The organism is Sphingobium sp. TomTYG73, assembly GCF_055394245.1.
Map to the genome: position 1 here is coordinate 878,249 of NZ_AP027340.1, position 18,218 is coordinate 896,466.

Sequence of the window (18,218 nt, forward strand, 5' to 3'; positions counted from 1 at the left end):
GTACATATGTATAAGTATGACGCGGTCATTATCGGGGGCGGGCATAATGGGCTGGTGTGCGCATTCTATCTGGCACGCGCGGGTTACCGGGTCCGCATATTGGAGCGGCGGCACGTCGTAGGCGGCGCTGCGGTGACGGAGGAGTTTCATCCCGGTTTCCGCAATTCGGTCGCCAGCTATACCGTCAGCCTGCTGCATCCCAAGATCATCGCGGACATGGCACTAGCCGACCATGGCTATCGCGTGATCGAACGGCCGGTCGCCAATTTCCTGCCGCAGCCGGACGAACGCTATCTGAAAGTGGGCGGCGGCATCGAAAAGACGCAGGCGGAGTTCGCCAGGTTCAGCGCGAAGGATGCGGCCGCCCTGCCCCATTATCAGGATGCGCTGGAGGCGATAGCGGACCTGCTGCGCGACATGATGTTGAAGGCCCCGCCCAATGCGGGCGATGGGCTGTCGATGCTGACGGCGGCATTGTCGCAGTGGCGGCGCGTCGGCGCATTGTCGCTGGACGGGCAGCGCGACATGCTGGACCTGTTCCTGAAATCGGCGCGCGCCTTTCTGGACGGCTGGTTCGAGAGCGAAGCGGTGAAGGCGGCCTTCGCCTTTGACGCGGTGGTCGGCAATTATGCGTCGCCCGATACGCCGGGGAGCGCCTATGTCCTGCTGCACCATGTCATGGGACAGGTGAACGGCAAGAAGGGCGCATGGGGCCATTGCGTCGGCGGCATGGGCGCGATCACGCAGATCATGGCGAAGGTCGTCCGCGCGATGGGCGTGGAGATCAGCGTGGAAGCGCCGGTCGAGCGAGTGCTGGTGGACGGCGGACGGGCCGTCGGCGTCAGGCTGGAAAGCGGGGAGGAGGTCATGGCGGCAGCGGTGATAGCCAATGTCGGTCCCAAGCTGCTGTACGAACGGATGATGGACCCGGCTGACCTGCCACCCGATTTCCGCAAGCGCATCCGGGGGTTCAGGACGGCGTCGGGCAGTTTCCGCATGAATGTCGCGCTGTCGGCGCTGCCCGACTTTGCCTGCCTGCCGGGACCGGGCGAGCATTTGCAGGCCGGGATCATCATCGCGCCGGACATGGACTATATGGACCGCGCCTTTACCGATGCGAAGGCCAGGGGCTGGTCATCCGCCCCGATCGTGGAAATGCTGATCCCGTCGATCATCGACGACAGCCTGGCGCCGCCGGGATGCCATGTGGCGAGCCTGTTCTGCCAACAGTTCGCGCCGCAGCTACCCGATGGCCGAAGCTGGGACGAGGCGCGGGGGCAAGCGGCGGACGACGTGATCGCGACGGTGGACGCTTATGCGCCGGGCTTTGCTGCGTCCGTGATCGCGCGGGACATATTGTCGCCGCTGGACCTTGAACGGAAGTTCGGGATGGTGGGTGGCGACATCATGCATGGCGCGATGACGCTGGACCAATTGTGGGCGGCAAGGCCGGTGCTGGGCCATGCCGGTTATCGCGGACCTGCCGAGGGGCTCTATATGTGCGGCGCGGGCGCCCATCCGGGCGGCGGAGTGACGGGCGCGCCGGGGCATAATGCCGCGCGTGTCGTAATGAAGGACATGGCGCTGGGCGGACGGCTCCGGCGGCGGAAACGTGCCGATTGAGACTGCCGATAGGGGACTCAAGTCTGCGCCCAATGGTCAGGCATGAAGGCGCGCGGAGAGAGATTCGCGCGGCACGAGCAGGCGCATGGACCCCGCCAACCCCCAAAATATCTCGAATCCGGCACGAAAATATCGGTTAATGGGCAAAAACACCCCTAGTTGCGGGCGATGAGACAGGTTAAGACCCGTCGTCCACGAAAGGGAGACGATCGATGAACAATACCGAACTCGCCGAAGCAGTTGCAGCCGAGCATGGCCTGACCAAGGCCGACGCCCGCAAATATGTGGACGGCGTGTTTGCCGCTATCGCTGGCGCCGCTGCCAAGGGTGACGAAGTTTCGCTGAGCGGCTTTGGGAAGTTCAAGGTCAAGGATCAGCCGGCACGTGAAGGCCGCAATCCGTCGACCGGCGCAACCATCCAGATCGCAGCATCGAAGAAGCTGACCTTCACGCCCGCAAAGGCGGTCAAGGATCAGCTGAACGGCTAACAGGCCGGGCGCCCCTTCCGGCAAGGAACGGGGCGCCGCGAATGTTACGATTGCATGACGTGCAATCGACATGCCGATCTAAACAATTGTCAGGAGAGGGTCGCGGCGGCAAATGCCGCCCTGCCTTTCAGGCATCCTCTCCTAAAACTCATTAGGCCGGTCCTTTTTGGACCGGCCCTTTTTTTGGCCCGCAGCGCGACGGCCGGTTACTTTCGGCGATGGCGGCGTATTTTGGATGCGTATTCCGCGGTCCTCCCCTGGCGACAATATATAAGATGGTTACGGCCCAAATTGTGGGTAGAGCCGCGTTCAATCAACATCTTCACCCATCATGTCGATAATGAGATGGGACAAGATCAGCCCTCCACTACGGGCACCACAGCAGCGGAACATCAGAAGCGTCCATCATAGGGACAGATATCGCCACACTAAAGAAGTGAAGGTGATTTACATTTGAGTTGAAAGCGCGCAGAAGGTCGCCACAGTTATTCAGTGCGGAGAAGCGTGCCAATGTCTGAAAATTCGCAGCCCGACATCACGACGCTCACAGTTCAGCTTTTGAGTGCGTTTGTCTCCAACAATTCGGTTACGAGCGAGGGGCTCGCCGAGCTTATCCGGACAACCCGGATCGCCTTGACTGAAGATCCGGCGGCGGAGTCTGCCGATGCGCAGGCAGCGACTTACACACCGGCCGTTTCCGTTCGCAAAAGCCTGTCGTCACCCGACCACATCCTGAGCATGATCGACGGCAAGCCGTACAAGACGCTGAAGCGCCATTTGGCGACGAATGGCCTTTCGCCGGACGAATATCGCCAGCGCTACAATCTGCCCAAATCCTATCCGCTGGTTGCTCCCAGCTATTCCGAAGCGCGCCGCGCCGTTGCCACGCGCCTTGGCCTGGGACGCAAACCCGCGACAGCGAACGGCGTGAAGGCAGCCGCACCCCAGCAGGCGAATGCAGGCGACAAGGCCGCGCCGAAAGCACCCGGTGCCGCAGCAAGCGCCAAGGCGCCCGCGGGCAAGGCGGCGAAGGCTGCAAAGCCCGCCAAGGCAGCGGCGAAGCCCGCCGCAAAGCCTGCCGCCGCTTCGGCAAAGGCGGCTGACGGCGCGCAGCCGAAGGCGGCCAAGGCAGCACGCAAGCCTCGCGCAAAGGCGGCAACGGCCGGGGCCGAAGCCAAGAGCTGACGCTCCTTTCTTTTCCGAGATAATGGACGGGCCGTTGCGGTTGGCGCAATGGCCCGTTCTCGTCAGTCGATGGTCAGTCGTCCGCAGCGGTTACGCGTACCGGTACATGGCCCACCCGCTTGGCGAGTTCAGCTGCATCGGTCAGTTGCAGACGTGCCGAACGCAGGATGACATCGCCACGCCGCCGCATCTGTTGCAGGGTGCGGTTGACGTGAACGGACGTCAGGCCGAGGGCATCGGCAAGGGCGTTCTGCGTCAGCGGCCATGCAAAGCTGCCCTCGCTCACCAGACCGCACAGCGCCAGACGGTCGCGCAATTCCAGCATGAGATCCGCGATCCGTTCCTCCGCGCTGAGGCGGCCGAGGCGGGTGATCTGGGCAAGCAGATAGGCTTCGTCCAGGGCGTGGCTTATTCGATAGGCCTGCTGAAGCGCCGGGGAGCCGATGGACGGCGCGGCGCAGACCGTCAGCTGGCTAAGGGCGACGACGGTCGATACCGACAAGGGGCGGTCATGATGGCAATTGCCGATGAGGTCGCCGGGCAGGATTATGCTCATGATCTGCCGCCGTCCATCGGGAAGGAAGCGCGTTCGAGCGGCCCAGCCATTGAGGATCAGCAACGGGTTCGAAATAGGCGCGCCCTCCGCGATCAGTTCGCGCGCGGGCTTCAATATGCGGCTGCGCAGGGCGGCATCGGCCAGCGCTGCCTCCGCGTCCTGATCGAGAGCGGCAAGCGCGGAAAGCCTGCGGATGGCGGGGCGCGCCGGAGCGGACAGGCGGGTGATGACGGTCATGGCTGGACGACCGGGTTGATGACAGCGCGTTTGCCGATCAACCGCGCCATCGCGAACGGCTTTCTGAACCGGGGCGCATCAATGGACCGCAAGCCGCTCTTAATTGTCATGGATAGCGGCAAGTACTTCATTGGGAATGCCTGTCCCATTTCACCGACCTCCAGAAGCATCGATTTTGCCTGCAAAGGTTAATATGAACGGATGGGAAACGATGTTGGAGGCGAAAGGGTCCACATGTGGTGGTCAACCTGGACCGGTTCGTCTTAAGCCAGGCGAGCAAGTTTTGTCTTTCGCCCGGTGGCGATGGAGCATTGCCCGCGTCAGCATATGCGCGTCATTGGGAGCCTGACAAAGAAGCGTCGAACGCGGGGAATTAGGCAGAGTATCGACGGACCCCGTGGGCCTGTTCCAACGGTGGCGCGGTTGGGGCGGTCAGAGACCAAGCTCCCCTTGCCGCGGGCGCACTGGCGCGGATATTGGCGGGGAGAGCGGCGGCTGCATGGGCGGCATGGCGGCGGATGCTATCAGAATGCGAGCGAGGCCGGTCAGCGTATAGACGGCTTGCCGCTGTGCCCCGCGATTATGATGATCGACCCGGTAGCCCTGATAATGACGGCGCAGCAATCCCGCCGCGACCATTTCCGATACGGCGCGGCTAAGGTTGGTCTTGCCCGAAGCGCGGACCCGCAACTTCACCTCCTCTTCGACCGCGAGGCTGGCGGCGTCGGGATCGGCGGGAAGGCGCCCCTGTACGGCAAGTTCGGCTCGCACGCGCGCGGTCAGCGCCATGCGGCGGGGATCGCGGCCACCCATGGGGGTCAGCGCGTCGCACAGCCAGTCGCGCAGGGGCTGCAAGCCGCCCTCTTTCGCCACTAACGGCCCTGCGCTGCCGTCCGGGCGCGCCGCTTCGGCAATCAGGGTCAGCAGCATGAAGGCGTAACGTGGCCGCGTGCTGACATGGGCAAGCCGGTCCAGCAGCGCGGAAAGATCGCCACTGGAGGAAGAAGGAGGCTTGATCGAACCGTGAAACATAACGGGGATGAATCAAGCACAGGTGGAGGCCAATGTGAATCCCTTGTGTTGGGAATTGGTCGCTTTTGTCGCGAATGACACTTTGCCCGAGGGTAAAGTGTCATTGTTGGCACTTTGGTCGGTGGGGTAGTTAAGGCAAAGTGGATGGCCTATCAGTGGAGGCCTGAACCACCCCCCGCCAGTTCCTTGGCGATGGATCCGACCATGTCCTTGGCGTCGCCGAACAGCATCTGGGTGTTGCCGTTGTAGTAGATCGGGTTGTCGATCCCGGCGAAGCCCGCATTCATCGAGCGTTTGATCACGAACACAGACTTGGCCCTGTCCGCCTCGATGATCGGCATCCCCGCGATCGCGCTCTGCGGATCGTCGCGCGCCGACGGGTTCACCGTGTCGTTGGCGCCGATGATCACCGCAACGTCCGCCTGCGGCAGTTCGGGGTTGATGTCATCCAGATCGACCAGCTGCTCATAGGGCACATTGGCTTCGGCCAGCAGCACGTTCATGTGACCGGGCATGCGGCCCGCCACCGGGTGGATCGCGAACTTGACGTCCACGCCCTTCTTGGTGAGCGCCTGGTACAGCTCGCTGACCTTGTGCTGCGCCTGCGCGACCGCCATGCCATAGCCGGGAATGATGACAACGCTGCTCGCGTTTTCCAGCTGCATTGCCGCTTCTTCGGCCGAGGCGGAGCGCACGACACGGTCGTCCTTGCCGCCCGCAACGCCCGCGACCACCTTGCCAAAGCCGCCGAACATGACATTGGCAAAGCTGCGGTTCATCGCCTTGCACATCACCAGCGCCAGGATGAAGCCCGAAGCCCCGTCCAGCGCGCCCGCGACGATCAGCAGCTTGTTGCCCAGCGCAAAGCCCATCGCGCTAGCTGCAAGACCCGCATAGCTGTTCAGAAGCGCGATGACCGTCGGCATGTCCGCGCCGCCGATCGGGATCACCAGCAATATGCCGAACAGCAGCGCCAGGCCCGCGAACAGCGGGAACAGCCAGGTCTGCGTCGGGTCAAGCGCCAGCGTCACCCCGATCGCCACCGTCGCCAGCGCCACCGCGCCATTGACGATGCGCTGGCCCGGGAAGGACACCGGACGGCTGCCCATCAGTTCCTGCAACTTGGCAAAGGCGATGATCGACGCGGTGCAGGTCAGGAAACCCAGCAGCATCTCGAACATCAGCGCCCACAGGATGAAGCCGCCCGCATATTCCGCATGGGCATGCTTGTAATATTCCGCGGCGCCGATCAGGCCGACGGCCAGCGCGCCAAAGGCGTGGGAGATGGCGGTCCGCTGCGGGATCGCCGTCATCGGCATCAGCAGCGCCATCGGAATGCCCGCCGCCGCGCCCGCGATCATCGCGATGATGATCAGGTTGTAATCAACGACCTCATGCTGAACCAGCGCGCCGATGATGGCGATGACCATGCCGATCTCGCCCGCGCGCACGCCGCGACGGGCGGTCGAGGGATGGCTCATCCACATCAGCGACAGGATGAACAAAGCGGACGCGACAATCGCCGCGAAGGGTACGAAGGCGTCCATCTGTTACTTCCCCCGCGGCTTGAACATCTTGAGCATGCGATCGGTGATCATGAACCCGGAGACCAGGTTCACCGTCGCGCAAAACACCGCGATGAAGCCCAGCGTCTTCGCCAGCGGCGTTGCGCCCGCCTCACCCGTGATCGTGATCGCCCCCACAATCACCACCGCCGCGATCGCATTGGTCAGCGACATCAAAGGCGAGTGCAAAAGCGGCGACACCTTCTTGATTAGCTGAAAACCCAAAAAGGCCGCCAATATGAAGACGAACAGATAATCTGCATTGAAAGCGTTCACTGACTTATCCCCTGTGTTCAGGCCGCCGCTGCCTGCACGAAGCGCGGGTGGACGATCTCGCCATGGCGGGTCAGCGTTACCGCTTCGATCAGCGCGTCGTCGGCGGGCATCGTCAACCTCTTTTCCGCCTTGTCCCAATAGGCTTCGATGAAATTATAGCAGTTGCGCGCGAACAGGTTCGACGCGTCCACGGCGACCCTCGCCGCTCCATCGACAAGCCCGATGAGCTTGACGCCATGACGCAGCACCATTTCCCCGGCGATGACACCTTCGACATTGCCGCCGTTTTCGGCGGCCAGATCGACGATCACGCTGCCCGGTTTCATGCTTGCGATCTGCGCGTCGCTGATCAGGCGCGGAGCGGGCCGTCCGGGGATGAGGGCGGTCGTGACGACCATGTCCTGCCCGGCGATATGCCCGCTGACCAAGGCCGCCTGACGCTGCCGATAGGCTTCGCTCATTTCCCCGGCATAGCCGCCCACCGCTGCGGTCAGCTGGTCGCCGTCCTGAATCTCTTCGAATATGGGCTTGGCGCCCAGAGACATGATCTGCTCGCGCGTTTCGGGCCGCACATCGGTGGCGGATACGACCGCGCCCAGCCGCCGCGCAGTCGCGATCGCCTGAAGGCCCGCGACGCCCACACCCATGATGAAGGCCTTGGCGGCAGCGATCGAACCTGCGGCCGTGGTCATCATCGGCAGGCAGCGATTGAGTTCCGTGGTGGCCCGCGCAACGGCATGATAACCCGCGAGATTGGCCTGGCTGGACAATATATCCATCGCCTGCGCGCGGGTCGTGCGCGGGAGCAGTTCAAGCGCCATCGCTTCCACCCCCAGATCGGCATAGGCGGCGATCCTGCCCGGATCTGCAAAGGGTGCCAAGCCACCGACCAGCTTCGTTCCCCGACGAACCCCGAGCAGTTCAGCGGCAGCCGGAGGACGCACCGTGACCACGACATCCGCCTGCGCCAGCGCTTCCTTGCGATCCACAATCAGGGCACCCTGCGCGGCATAGGCGTCATCAGAGAAGCCCGCCGCAAGACCTGCACCACTTTCGACCAGCGTCGACAGGCCGAGCTTTGCATATCGTGCGACAATCGAAGGCGTCATGGCTATGCGACATTCACCAGCCACCTGTCCGGCCAGGACGGAAATATTTACCATCGATCCTCTCTCTGCCTCAGTCAGCCGGACAACGATCACCGCAGCTGATATGCCTCGCTATGCGGGAGTAGCCCGATTCAGCCTTCGCGGGCCGCGCCAGTGATACATGTTATCTGACATATGTCAATTATCGATGCAGCCCACGCAGGTGTGTGTGCAGCGGGCCGTCATGGAGCAGGCGCCTTCATGAAGACTGGCGCCTGCCCAAAGGTTCAAAGCGAAATGCCGCCGTCGACGCAGGTGATCTGGCCGGTGACATAGGACGCCTGTTCAGACGAAAGGTAGAGCACCATGCTGGCAAGCTCCTCGCCCCGACCCGGCCGATTGCCCAGGCGAATGCGGCTGGTCATCCATTCCAGCGCTTCGGCCCCAGCGTCGCCGCCGGTCATGGCACGACCCGGATCATCGAGCGAAGCCTCCGTCTTGTCGATCGCGCCCATACCGAAGTTGAACCAGCCCAGGCGGACGACATTCGCGCGCACTCCGTAGACAGCCTCTTCCGCCGCCAGATAAAGCGCCATGCTTTCCAGACCCGCCTTTGGCACCGCCGACTGACCGTCGCGATCGAAGCGACGGGCGTTGCCGAAGCTGGTGCAAACAGTGATGACGCCCTTATTGGCGCGCATCTGTTCCTTGGTCGCGCTGATCACATTGAAGAAACCGAACAGTTCGGTCTTCACGAGAAACTCCATGAAGCTGGGCTTCACGTCGGCCAGTTGCAGAGTGTTGTCCCACATCGGCCCGGACGCATAGATGACCGTGTGGATATGACCGAAACGCTTCACCACGCCGCTGATACATTGTTCGACAGCCTGCAAGTCGGTTATGTCCAGCTTGCTGGCAGATGCCGTTACCCCTTCGCTTTCCAGTTCATTCACCAACGCATTCGCCTTGGTTTCATTGCTGTTGTAGGTGAAGGCGATATTGGCGCCAGTCTTTGCAAAGGCGCGCACGATCGCCGACCCCGCGCCGCCGGTTCCGCCGATGATGAACACGGCACCTTCGCGCCGCACCGTCAAATTATAGGTCATTTTTCCTCTCCATAAGTCCGCGTTGCAAGCACCCAATCCGCCAGCGAACGCCCGTCAGCGCCAAAGGTGTTGGCATATTACCTGACGGTTGTCGTTCATTTAGTCAATGACCAATGCGCTGTCCCGCCACCCAAAGGGCCGCCTCCCCAACCCCATCCAGTCGATGCCGCCATTTATCAATTTGACGAATGGAGGCATATTCGTTAGCAGACATTTGTCGTTTGTCGAGAAATCAGCGACGGAGGAGCAGGGCATGAGCCGCTCCGGGTAGAGGATGAATGATCATCAAAAGGTCACCAAAAGCGCTGCATAGCGGAGGGCCAGCTCGCTCAAGGGCCAGGAAATACGCTGGTTTTCGGACCTGCGGCATGTCCTTGGCCACCGGCGGCCGACATGGTCCAATGCCGTCGGCGAAGATCGGATCCCTCGCGCGATTACCCTCATCATCGAATCAATCATCTGACAATTGTCTTTGAAGGAAGCAACGCCATGAGTGATTTTATCTTCACACCCGCCCTCGCGATCACGCAGATCGCTTTTGTGGTGCCAGACGCCATCGAAGCCGCCCGTGCCCATTCCCGCCGTTATGGATCGGGGCCGTTCTGGGCAGTCGAACATTATCCGCTTCACGTGCATCGCTATCGCGGCAAGGACAGCGTCATCGACGTCACCTCCGTCTATGGTCAGTGGGGCAATATCACCGCCGAATTCGTGCAGCAGCATGATGATGAACCGTCCGCCTATCGTGATCTTGTGAAGAAGGGCGAGTCGCGGATTCACCATTTCGCCATGTTCGTCGACGATCTGGACAAGCGGATGGCTCAATATGAAGCTGAAGGCTGCGAGGCTGCTCTTTATGGCGAAACCTTCCCTAATGGTATGGGCCGCTACGCCATCATGGATACGTCGAAACAACTTGGCGTGATGACTGAACTTTATGAAGAAGAAGGCACCCGTCCCTTCTACGACCATATGAAGAAGTCCGCGGAAGGATTTGATGGCACCGATCCGATCCGCCGGATGCAGTTCACCGACCTTTAAGACGAGGTGGAGCCGCTCCGACAGCTAACAGGTCGGGGCGGCTGCTGCTTATAGAAAATGGGTTGTTCAGGCGGTGCCCACTCAGCACTGCCCCCGCCGAATTCAGAAGCAAAGTAGGGAGGGTAGCCAGCGCTACCCTCCCTTTCTGCATTCCCTGCGCGTTTGCGGACGGAAGCGATGCTCCCGCCCGCACCGCTGTGTCGTTGTCAGCTGCTCAGATGCGCCGTGGCACGCGCGGCCACCTCGCCCAGTTCGGACAGGATCGGGTTGCGGCGGAGCGTGAGCCCGCCATTTACCTGAAGATTCTGGCCGGTCATGAAACATTCGTCGGATGCCAGCCACACGACCGCAGCCGCAATGTCTTCGCGCGTGCCAAGGCGGCCGAGCGGATATTCCTTTGCAAAGGCGTCGATCAGTTCCTTCACGCTGAAGCTGTCGCCAGCCATCGGCGTTTCGGTGAGGCCCGGCGAAATGGAGTTCGCCCGGATGCCCCGCGCGCCATATTCGTTCGCCACGGTACGGATCACATGGTCGATTCCGGCCTTGGTGCCCATATAGGCGGCGTGATTTTCCAGCATGATGGTCGCCGTGGCGGATGAAATCTGGATGATCGATCCGCCCTGCCCCATTACCCGCAACATCGCCTGGATGAAGAAGAAGGGGCCTTTGAACTGGATGTCCATGATCTTGTCGAGATCAGCCTCCGTCGTTTCATGGGTCGGCTTCATCAGCCCCCAGCCAGTCGCGTTCACCGCGACGTCCAGTTTGCCATAGGTTTTGACGGCAAAGTCAGCGGCGGCATCGACATCGGCCTTGCTGGTGATGTCCATCAATATGTAGCTGCCGCCGATCTCTGCCGCGAGCTTGCGCAACGGCTCTTCGTGACGACCGGTCACGACGACCTTCGCGCCTTCCTGGGCGAGGCGCTCGGCGATCTTCTGGGCCATGTTCTGTTCGCCCGCGGCGCCGGTGACCAGTGCTACTTTTCCTTCAAGCCTCATATTCAACTCCTGGGATTTTCGGTGCCCCGCCGCAGCCTGATGAAAAGCGAAAAGGCCGGGCCGCCTCGCCAGGCTGACGAGGCGGCCCGCCATGTCGTGTCAGAAGCGCGCGGTCAGCGACGCGCCCCAGGTCCGGCCCGGCGACGGGTTGGCCCAGTCGATGAAGGTGAATACCGCCTCGCCCGACGTGTAACCGTCGTACGTGGTGTTGTCGGTCACGTTCTTGACGAAGCCCGAGACCTCGAGCGTGGTGTTGCCGCTCACCGGGAACTCGTAGCGTACACCGAGGTCGACCTTCGTCACCGGCGGGATCGACGCACGCGGGTCGTTGATCACGTCCGTTTGGTACCGCGACGTATGGAACAGAGCCGCGTTCAGGCCGATGGTCCCCGGACCGGCGTCGAAGCTGTAGTCCGAAATCAGACCACCGGTCCATTTCGGGGTGCGCCGCAGCTTCAATCCGGAAAGGTCCGTCTCTCCCTGCCCCAGATTACCGATGAAGTTCAGATACTTCGCTTCGAGATAGCCGAGCGATCCGGAGATCGTCCACCCCCGCATCGGCGCAACGGCCAATTCGGCTTCGATGCCCTGATAACGAGCCTTGGCGGCGTTCAGGGTGTTGGTGACGTTCGTGGTTCCGACGACCTGCAGGATATTTTCCTGCTTGTCGCTCAGCGTGTTGTGGAACGCGGAAAGGTTCAGGCGAACCCGGTTATTGAGGAATTCGGTCTTGAGGCCGACCTCGAACGCATCCATCGTTTCGGGCAAATAGGCCTGTGTTGCGGTAACCAGGTTGCCAGGACGACCGTTGAAGCCGCCGGTGTTGTAACCACGGCTGTATTGGGCATAGGCCATGACGTCGGGCGTAAACTTGTATTGCAGGTTCACCTTCGGCGTAAACTTTTTGAACTTGGCGCGCCCTGCAACGCTTCCGACCAGCGGCCCGATAACATCATTGTCCCGCACGGTAGAAAATACGGGGTCCCACAAACTATAGGCAGTCGTCTTCCTGTCCCAGGTCTGACGGGCACCAACCGACAACTGAAGTTTTTCAGTGATGTCATAGTCCGCCTGGAAGAACAAGGCGAAGGTCTTGTTGGTCTGATGCGTATCGTACCGGTTGAGTGAATTGAGGAACGCTACGCCCGGCGGAGTCGAGAAAGTCGGCAAGCCGTTCGTGAGGATCGGACTGCCCGTGGTGAGAAACCCGTCGGGCAGCATCGACACGTCAAGCGACGGATCTTGCACCTCCGTATAGGAGTAGTTCATGTAAAATGCGCCGGCAACGACGTTGAACGGCCCCTCGAACGACGTTGCGAAGCGGGCCTCCTGCGAGAACTGCTTGGCATCGACCCGGGCCTTGTCGCGGAACAGCGCAAAGCGGGTTGCGTCGAAATCGCTGGTCTGCCGTTCGTGGAACTCGCGATAGCCGGTCAGCGAAACGAATTTGACCTGATCGGTCAAATCGTACGACACTTCACCGGTCACCGCAGTCATGCGCAGAGATGCGGGAAGCTGGGTCGTTTCGACGACATTCTTGCCCTTGTCGAGATTGGCAAGCGGGCCGCAGACGATGCTCGTCGCCGGATTGTAACAGGTCGCGTTTGCGCCACCGACATAGCCCGGCAACGGATAAGGGATGAAATCGGGGACGTTAAGGGGCGTATAGGGCGGAATCTGGCTGTCGTTTTCCAGCCGGTCGAATGCCAAATAGATGTTCAGGCGATCGGTGGGGGTTGCAACAGCGGCGAGCGAGTATTGCCGGACATCACGATCGCCCTCCCGTCCGCCGGTCACGATGTTGCGGAACTGGCCATTATCCTTGCGCACCGAAACGGTCGCCTTGACCGCGAGCACGTCCTTGATCACCGGGGCCATAATGTAGCCTTCGTAGTCGTTCTGGCCGAAGCTGCCCACCGTTAAGCGCACCTTGCCCGTCGTGTCCGCCGACGGGTCGGGCCGGAGGCGGATCACGTTGATCACCCCGCCGGTCGTGTTCTTGCCGTTCAGAACGCCCTGCGGGCCGCGCAGAACCTCCACGCGCTGGACATCGAACGCATCGATGAGCGCGCCGCGCTGGAACGCGATCGGAATGCCATCGAGCGTGATGCCGATACCGGCCTCGACGCTGGGCAGCACGTCCTGAATGGAAATGCCGCGCAAGCTGATCTGGGGCACGTCGACGGCTGCGCCGGAACGCGTGACGGTCATGCCCGGCACGAGGCCGCGAAGGCCGGTCAGGCCGTCGACGCGGGCCTTTTGAAGCGTGTCATTGCTGAACGCGGAAACGGAGACAGGCACACTTTGAAGTGGCTCGGCGCGCTTCTGCGCGGTTACGATGATGTCCGAAAGTCCTTCGGATTGCTGGGGCTGATTGGCTGCGGCCGCGTCCGGCGCTTGCTGCGGCTCTGCGGCCAATGCCGCCTGAAAGCCGCCCAACGCAGTTGCGATCGCTATCGCCGACGAAAATGCCAGGCCTCGCATATATCCTCCCCATTCAACGCTGATTTTTGATCCGATGTGGCCGCGACTCTTTCTGAATCGACTTGTCGCTACACAAGTGTGCTAGCTAACTGCTTTTCGCCGAAGGGTCAACAGTGAAGCGCCCGTGACAAGCGCATACGAGTACTTTTATCTGACATATGACGGTTATTTTTCTTTTCGCGCTCGGTTTAACGGCCATCCCGGTCACGCGATCGGCCGGTCTTTGAAGCATCATGTCGTCGCTTGAATATCAGACGTTCGTCATTTATCGTGAGATTGTGCGGTGAGAGCCTAGCTCCGACCGCGATCGCAAGGAGTGGATATCAGATGAGCGTTTATCTTCAGGCAACGTTGGAACTCGATTATGAGACGCTTCCCGTCTTTTTGAACATAGTTCCTGAGATGAAGCGCATCGCCGAAGGCGCGGGCTGGGAGATGATCGCCGGGCTCGTCACCAAGATCGGGCGGGCCAATACCGTCATCCATCTTTGGAAATTGCCGGACATGAATGCTTTCGATGCCGGTATCCAGGCAATGGCAAGCGCGCCTGAAGGTGGCAAAATCTATCAGGAAATCTGCCGGAGCGGTGCGAAGGAAACGCTGATCTTCGCTGATGCAGCGCCCTATTCACCGGCGCATTGACACACCGCTGAAATTGAAACGGCGGGAGGCTTAGAGCTTCCCGCCGTTTCTTGTAGTGATGCTTCCCGGTCGCAGTGACCGGGGACGGTCGCTAATTACAGCTGATCGAGCTCCGTCATTATGTCTTGCGGCAAGACTGTCATGCAGGCCTGCGCATTGGCGTAAACCTGTTCGGGCTTTGTCGCCCCGGCGATCACGGATGAGACGAAGGGCTTTGCGGCGAGCCAGCCGAGAGCCAGTTTCACCATCGGGATGCTCGATTTGCGGGAAATCTCCCCGAGACGGCTGACTTTCTCAAACCTTTCCGGCGTCAGGAACTTGTCGAAGAAAGGTATCTGCCTGAGGGTTTCCAGACGGCCCGAACTGTCGTCGCCACCCAGATATTTGCCGGTCAGCAACCCGTTGGCGAGGGGAAAGTAAGGCAGAAACCCAACGCCATTGGCGACCATCAAGGGCGCAAGTTCGCTTTCGACATCACGCGCAAGCAGGCTGTATTCGGATTGGCATGATATGAAAGCCGCACGATTGCTGGCTCCGGCTGCGTCCAGTGCTTCGGCCAGCTGGGCGGCACTGTGGTTCGCACAGCCGACATAGCGCACCTTGCCCTCCTGAATCAGCTGGTCGAATGCGGCCAGCGTTTCGCTAATGGGCACCTTCGGATCGGGATAATGCAGCTGGTAGAGATCGACATAATCAGTGCCCAAATTGGCAAGGCTCTCTTCCAGAGCCCGTCGCACATAGGCAGGGGCGGCACCCTGATTATCGTCGTTGTCGCCAACCTTGTCGCCGACTTTCGTGGCGATGATCACGGAATCCCGGCGACCGCGAAAGGCTTCGCCGAGGATGCGTTCCGATTCTCCGGGAGGAAAACCATAGTTGTTGGCGGTGTCGAAGAAGTTGATCCCGGCGTCCAGCGCAGCCGAGATCACCTCAAGGGATTTTTCCTTGTCCAGAAACCAGCCGAAATTATTGCAGCCAAGACCGGCAATAGAGACTTTAAGGTCGGATTTCCCGAGATTACGCTTTTCCATGTCGAGAATATCCCCTTCAGGGTTGGCCATATATGTAACGGATGGGATCGGACCCGTCCCAGCCTTCGGCGGCATCCCGCACCATCTTGTAAAAGTCGCTGACGACGGCCTCTTCATAGAATTCGGTCAGCATGCCGAACTCCTTGCGCGTGTCCATCATCGCATAGGGGCTGGGTTTGGAGTCGCCGAGCGGTGACACGACGGAATAAAGGATATTATCAAAGCCCTTGCTTTCATAATCCTTGATCGCCGCGTGAATGTCGTCAACGAACACCGTCATATGGTGCAGGCCGGGACCACCCGTCGGATAAAGTTCGCTGTAGGCCGATGGCGTGTCACAATGCTGTTCCACCAGTTCGACCATCACATCGCCCCATTGGCCGACGACACCTGTCGTATCGAGGTCGATTTCCTTGCCGCGATAGGTTTGCAGGTCATGGGGAAGGTGCGCGAGCACAAAGAAGGGGCCAGAGCCGAAGCGGGCCATGTGTCGGCGCGCCCATTCGATCGCGTCCGGTACGACGAATGCGATCTGCCGCACCTTCTTGAGTTGGCCTGAAACAGGGTCCAGGAACATCGAGCCTCTCCTTTTAATCGGCAATCGTCGGTTCGCCGCCCGAGGGTGCGGGCGCACGTTTTTGCATTTCGGTAACCGCTGGCCGAAGCTACCACGCCTATCGGCGCTGCGGACGCGTACGCCCGCAGCGTGTTCGTCATTCAGCGGCGATGGACATCCCATTTTCGGCGATCAGTTGATCGATGCGGTCGTGATAGTGGGAAATCCGCTTTTCCTGCCCGGCCAGTTCCGCGCCATTCCACCCGCGCGAATGCATGCCGCGCTGCTGCGCCTCCATGATACCGGCATCGCCATCGAGCGTGATGCCAAGGCTTCCTTCGCCGAAGTTGCGCCATTCGCGTTCTACAGGCGCACGCACGGTGTCAGCCACGCCGCCCGCCGAGGTCAGCATCTTGGTGAAGAAATCCTCTGAACCCGTCGCATAGAACCAGGTGTCGAAGGTGCATTTTTCGGGGTCGGTCGGGTGCGGCCAGGCGCGCAGGAACAGCATGCCATCCGAAAAACAGGTCAGCGTCAGGTTAGGGAAGATCGAATAGAGGAAGGTGTCGGTCAGTTGCGCATCTTCCATCCGGTCATAATGGCTATGGCCGCGCTCGACGCCCAGCTTCCGCTTTTGCGCGATGATCGCTTCCCGGATCGCCAGCGGCTTGTCCTTGAAATCTTCCGGCTGCAATTCCCAGGTCTTGAGATCCTGAATCAGATACTCGTCGATCGCCAGCTTGCCGTCAGGCAGATAGCGCGAAGGCTGGCTGCCCGGCGTCACAAGGCGCGCATGGCCGTTCTTCAGCGTTTCGATGACCGCCGTCACATAATAGGGCTCGTTCACATACAGCCCCTCCGGATGCGCGGTGGGGATGTGATATGTTTCGCGGAAATTGTCCGAAATGATCTTCCAGTTGCAGGGCATCCGCACCGATATCGCCTGAGTGCAATGCATCTGCTCGAAGGGATAGCGCGCCAAAGGCTCGTACAGTTCGCCCAGATACTCTTTGAGAGGCATCGGGTTGGCGTCCATGTTCACCCAGACGAAGCTGGCGAAGGTCTCGCTGTTGATCTCGGCGAGCCGCTTGCGTCCACATGGGGAGCCTGCGGAGAAGTCCTCCGGGTCCTGCGCGCCGATGCACTCGCCTTCCAGCGACCATTTCCAGCTGTGATAGGCACAGGTGAAGGATGGCATGGACCCTTCCGCCACGGACACCAGCTTGTTCCCGCGATGCTGGCAGACATTGTAGAAGGCCTTGATGCCGCCATCCTCCTGACGCACGACCAGAATGGATTCCGTGCCAACCTCTTCCACCAGGAAGTCGCCCGGCTCAGGGATCTGGTCTTCACGGCACACCACGAGCCAGCTTTTGGTCCAGACTGCGTCCCATTCCCGCCCCGCGAAGTCGCGGTCGAAATAGCGCCAACCCTGAAGTTTCGAAGAACGTCCGGCTCCTGCCTCGGCGACCAGATTTTCCGTCATTTCCATCTCCTGTCGATTCAATCCAGGCGCATCCCGGCGCGCTGATCCTGTTTCCAATCGTCCAGCTACATCCAACGGCCCGCTTTACGCGCACTAGGCAAAAGGCGGCCAGGTTCCGGACGATCATGCATAACGGACATTTGTCCGTCAATAGCGGAGTATCCTTCCTTCGCGGAGTCCGCGCCTTTATGGCAGACCCCGCGCAAGATTTATGCTTGTGACGGCTTGTCCACCGCCTGGGCGATCTTCATCGCCAGATCTTCAGCAACCGGCTTCAGCATCGGTCCCAGCAGCAGGTTGAGGACCGGCCCGGTGGCTCCACCCGCCTGAACGTTGAGCCGGAAAGTGATCTGCGTGTTCGGATCCCCCGCATCTGCCACGGGCGCTGCCGCTTGCACATCGACGCTGTTGGTGACGCGCCGCAGCAACCAGCGGGACAGGCGTTCCCACAATCTGCTCAGCCAGCCGCCTGAGGGTGAATGTGCGGGAGCGGGGGCGGGTGGCGCGGCATTCGCGATGCCGCCGCCCAGATCGATCGCCAGAAACTCGCCCGAGCCGGTGACAGGCTCCTGCAAACCCTGCATCACGAAGGTGACGCGGCTAGGCTCGTTCCATTCCGTGACCTGGACCTTGAACTCCGCGCTGCGAGTCAGGCCGCCCAGCTCGCCCTTCACAACCCAGATGGATTCATCGCGGTTGATCTTCTCGTGGCGCTGATACCCTGTGAGGAACGGCGCCCAATTGTCCATGTCCTCGACGAAATTCCAGACCTGAGGCAGGGAGGCGGTGACCGTTGTGGTATGTTCGACTTCGGGCAATGT

Annotated in this window: 17 protein-coding genes; 5 read left to right on the top strand and 12 right to left on the bottom strand. The window is 60.9% G+C overall.

From position 1 onward, the window contains the following. Positions 1-6 precede the first annotated feature (6 nt). The 3 genes from ACZ5TH_RS16760 to ACZ5TH_RS16770 all read left to right on the top strand — a co-directional run bounded on the left by ACZ5TH_RS16760 (position 7) and on the right by ACZ5TH_RS16770 (position 3,296). A complete protein-coding gene (locus tag ACZ5TH_RS16760) occupies positions 7-1,623 on the top strand; it encodes a phytoene desaturase family protein (protein WP_464795379.1) in 1,617 nt (538 codons plus the stop codon). 212 nt (positions 1,624-1,835) lie between these two features. After that, on the top strand, positions 1,836-2,111 hold the full coding sequence (locus ACZ5TH_RS16765; protein ID WP_097093579.1) for an HU family DNA-binding protein: 276 nt from the start codon (positions 1,836-1,838) through the stop codon (positions 2,109-2,111). Between the two features lie 510 nt (positions 2,112-2,621). Then, the gene (locus ACZ5TH_RS16770; protein ID WP_460988931.1) at positions 2,622-3,296 is read left to right on the top strand and encodes a Ros/MucR family transcriptional regulator; all 675 of its coding nucleotides are present in this window, start codon (positions 2,622-2,624) and stop codon (positions 3,294-3,296) included. 73 nt (positions 3,297-3,369) lie between these two features. On the opposite strand, the gene ACZ5TH_RS16775 is transcribed toward ACZ5TH_RS16770, so the two are convergent. From ACZ5TH_RS16775 to ACZ5TH_RS16800, 6 genes are all read right to left on the bottom strand, one after another. Then, complete coding sequence (locus tag ACZ5TH_RS16775) at positions 3,370-4,089, bottom strand: Crp/Fnr family transcriptional regulator (RefSeq protein WP_464795380.1); 720 nt, start codon at positions 4,087-4,089, stop codon at positions 3,370-3,372. Between the two features lie 432 nt (positions 4,090-4,521). Further along, positions 4,522-5,121, bottom strand: a complete 600-nt coding sequence (locus tag ACZ5TH_RS16780; protein ID WP_464795381.1) for a hypothetical protein — start codon at positions 5,119-5,121, stop codon at positions 4,522-4,524. A gap of 152 nt (positions 5,122-5,273) precedes the next feature. Then, positions 5,274-6,668, bottom strand: a complete 1,395-nt coding sequence (locus ACZ5TH_RS16785) for an NAD(P)(+) transhydrogenase (Re/Si-specific) subunit beta (RefSeq protein ID WP_464795382.1) — start codon at positions 6,666-6,668, stop codon at positions 5,274-5,276. A 3-nt stretch (positions 6,669-6,671) separates the two neighbouring features. Next, complete coding sequence (locus ACZ5TH_RS16790; RefSeq protein ID WP_196227069.1) at positions 6,672-6,962, bottom strand: NAD(P) transhydrogenase subunit alpha part 2; 291 nt, start codon at positions 6,960-6,962, stop codon at positions 6,672-6,674. 17 nt (positions 6,963-6,979) lie between these two features. Beyond that, positions 6,980-8,125 (bottom strand): NAD(P) transhydrogenase subunit alpha, encoded by a 1,146-nt coding sequence (locus ACZ5TH_RS16795; protein WP_464795383.1) that lies wholly within the window; start codon positions 8,123-8,125, stop codon positions 6,980-6,982. A 212-nt stretch (positions 8,126-8,337) separates the two neighbouring features. Continuing rightward, on the bottom strand, positions 8,338-9,156 hold the full coding sequence (locus tag ACZ5TH_RS16800) for an SDR family NAD(P)-dependent oxidoreductase (RefSeq protein ID WP_460988924.1): 819 nt from the start codon (positions 9,154-9,156) through the stop codon (positions 8,338-8,340). A gap of 489 nt (positions 9,157-9,645) precedes the next feature. Between ACZ5TH_RS16800 and ACZ5TH_RS16805 the strand changes: the two genes are divergently transcribed. Next, positions 9,646-10,197, top strand: a complete 552-nt coding sequence (locus ACZ5TH_RS16805; RefSeq protein WP_449468953.1) for a VOC family protein — start codon at positions 9,646-9,648, stop codon at positions 10,195-10,197. 206 nt (positions 10,198-10,403) lie between these two features. Here the strand turns inward: ACZ5TH_RS16805 and ACZ5TH_RS16810 are convergent, their stop codons facing one another. Next, positions 10,404-11,198, bottom strand: a complete 795-nt coding sequence (locus ACZ5TH_RS16810) for an SDR family oxidoreductase (protein WP_460988923.1) — start codon at positions 11,196-11,198, stop codon at positions 10,404-10,406. Positions 11,199-11,297: 99 nt separating this feature from the next. Next, positions 11,298-13,682: a TonB-dependent receptor gene (locus tag ACZ5TH_RS16815; protein WP_464795384.1), complete on the bottom strand. Its 2,385-nt coding sequence runs from the start codon at positions 13,680-13,682 to the stop codon at positions 11,298-11,300. A 327-nt stretch (positions 13,683-14,009) separates the two neighbouring features. Here ACZ5TH_RS16815 and ACZ5TH_RS16820 point away from each other — a divergent pair, with 327 nt between their 5' ends. Next, positions 14,010-14,324 carry an NIPSNAP family protein gene (locus ACZ5TH_RS16820; RefSeq protein WP_196227133.1) on the top strand — a complete coding sequence of 105 codons (315 nt, stop codon included), beginning with the start codon at positions 14,010-14,012 and terminating at the stop codon, positions 14,322-14,324. 95 nt (positions 14,325-14,419) lie between these two features. Here the strand turns inward: ACZ5TH_RS16820 and ACZ5TH_RS16825 are convergent, their stop codons facing one another. From ACZ5TH_RS16825 to ACZ5TH_RS16840, 4 genes are all read right to left on the bottom strand, one after another. After that, positions 14,420-15,385 carry an aldo/keto reductase gene (locus ACZ5TH_RS16825; RefSeq protein ID WP_464795385.1) on the bottom strand — a complete coding sequence of 322 codons (966 nt, stop codon included), beginning with the start codon at positions 15,383-15,385 and terminating at the stop codon, positions 14,420-14,422. Beyond that, a complete protein-coding gene (locus ACZ5TH_RS16830; RefSeq protein WP_449468945.1) occupies positions 15,372-15,932 on the bottom strand; it encodes a VOC family protein in 561 nt (186 codons plus the stop codon). Before ACZ5TH_RS16830 ends, ACZ5TH_RS16825 begins: the two co-directional genes overlap by 14 nt. Positions 15,933-16,068: 136 nt before the next feature. Then, positions 16,069-17,397, bottom strand: a complete 1,329-nt coding sequence (locus tag ACZ5TH_RS16835; RefSeq protein WP_464772807.1) for an aromatic ring-hydroxylating oxygenase subunit alpha — start codon at positions 17,395-17,397, stop codon at positions 16,069-16,071. A 209-nt stretch (positions 17,398-17,606) separates the two neighbouring features. Further along, positions 17,607-18,215, bottom strand: a complete 609-nt coding sequence (locus ACZ5TH_RS16840) for a CoxG family protein (RefSeq protein ID WP_464795386.1) — start codon at positions 18,213-18,215, stop codon at positions 17,607-17,609. Positions 18,216-18,218 lie beyond the last annotated feature (3 nt).